General features: G+C 34.9%; 1 protein-coding gene and 1 pseudogene. Both read left to right on the forward strand.

Annotated elements, in window-relative coordinates; all coding sequences use genetic code 11:
• Window positions 1-844 (forward strand): annotated as a pseudogene (locus HG1285_RS19995) (formate hydrogenlyase); the annotation flags it as partial.
• A partial coding sequence (locus HG1285_RS02120; RefSeq protein ID WP_008289205.1) for an NADH-quinone oxidoreductase subunit H occupies window positions 844-1,580 on the forward strand: 737 nt, incomplete at its 3' end. The pseudogene HG1285_RS19995 and the gene HG1285_RS02120, both read left to right, overlap by 1 nt.

Raw genomic sequence — 1,580 nt, forward strand, 5'->3', positions numbered from 1 at the left:
CTTTTATGGTTTTGTAAGTGAATGGCTTACTTATCAATCTTTACTTTTAAATACAAAAATTAGTATCAACACTGTTCAGATATTTGTTCCGATTTTTGCCTCAATGCTCGCCCTCACAGGTGCTTTTGCGGCTGCATGTTTTGTAAAGGTAATTGACATATCCTTTTTAGGACATCCAAGGTCTGAAGAAAGCAGAAATGCTACTGAAGTTGGAATGTTTATGCTAACAGGTATGGGCATTCTTGCTGTTTTATGTATTATCTTTGGTATTTTCCCTGTGGAAGTTGCAGGTGTAATTTCGAAAGCAATTGAGCCTTTAACAGGAATAAATATTGCTAATGATATAAGCTCACACGGTGGATTTATACTAAGCTCAACAGATTATCATTTTGGAAGAATTTCACCACTTGGTCTATTAATAGCAGGGATAATCTTTGCAGTTGGCATATTTGTTTTAATTAAATTATTTGGAAATTCAAAAGTTAGAAAATATGAAACATGGAAATGCGGTCTTGATGAAGTTAATCCTAAAGCACAGTATTCTGCAACAGGTTTCTCACAGCCGATAAAAAAGATTTTTGCAGTTCTTTATAGACCTGTTGAAAAAATTGTTTCTGTTGAGAACAAACTAAAATATTTCTTACCTGAGAAAAAATATGAGGTACATCTTTCAGATGTTTTTGAGCTTTTAATCACCAAAATAACAGACAGATTTTTAACTTTCCTTTTACGGATCAGAAACATTTTCCAGATGGGGATTATACATATTTATCTTGGATTCATAAGTCTTACCTTAACAATCTTGCTGATTTATGTTGTCTGGTTTTCCGGAGGTGGAAACTGATGGAAAATCTGACTATTGGGCTTATTCAGTTTTTTATCCTGATTTTAATTTCCCCTTTAGTAAAGGGATTTATTCATAAAGTTAAATGTTATTTAAGAGGTCAAAAATGTGCTTCCGTATGGCAAGGATACAGAGATGTCTATAAACTTCTTAAAAAAGAAGTCGTTTTATCAGATGATGCGTCGTGGATTTCAAAAGTTGCACCTTATGTTGTTTTGATTTCTACCCTGATAACTGCAAGTTTTCTTCCTGTTTTTAACAGCCATACCCTCTTATCATTTACAGGGGATATAATCGCCTTTGTTTATGTTCTTGCTCTTGGAACATTTTTCCTCGCCCTTTACGGAATGGATCAGGGAAGTGCCTTTGGAGGTCTTGGTTCAAGTAGAGAAATGACAATTGCTGCCCTTGCAGAACCTGCTCTTATGATGGTTATTTTTACATTTGCCCTTCAAACAGGAACAACAAATATCAGCGAGATATTTGCAAAAATTCATCAGGCAGGTTTTTCACAGTTCCCTATCTCTTCCGTTTTTGCATTAATGGCACTTCTTGTTATAGCTCTTGCAGAAAATGGCAGAATGCCTGTTGATAATCCAGAAACACACCTTGAGCTTACAATGGTTCACGAAGCAATGATACTTGAGGCATCAGGTAGGGATTTAGCTTTATTTGAAATATCCTCATGGATAAAGTTGACATTGTTTTTAACCCTTGCATCTAATATATTTGTTCC

It is taken from the genome of Hydrogenivirga sp. 128-5-R1-1 (genome assembly GCF_000171895.1).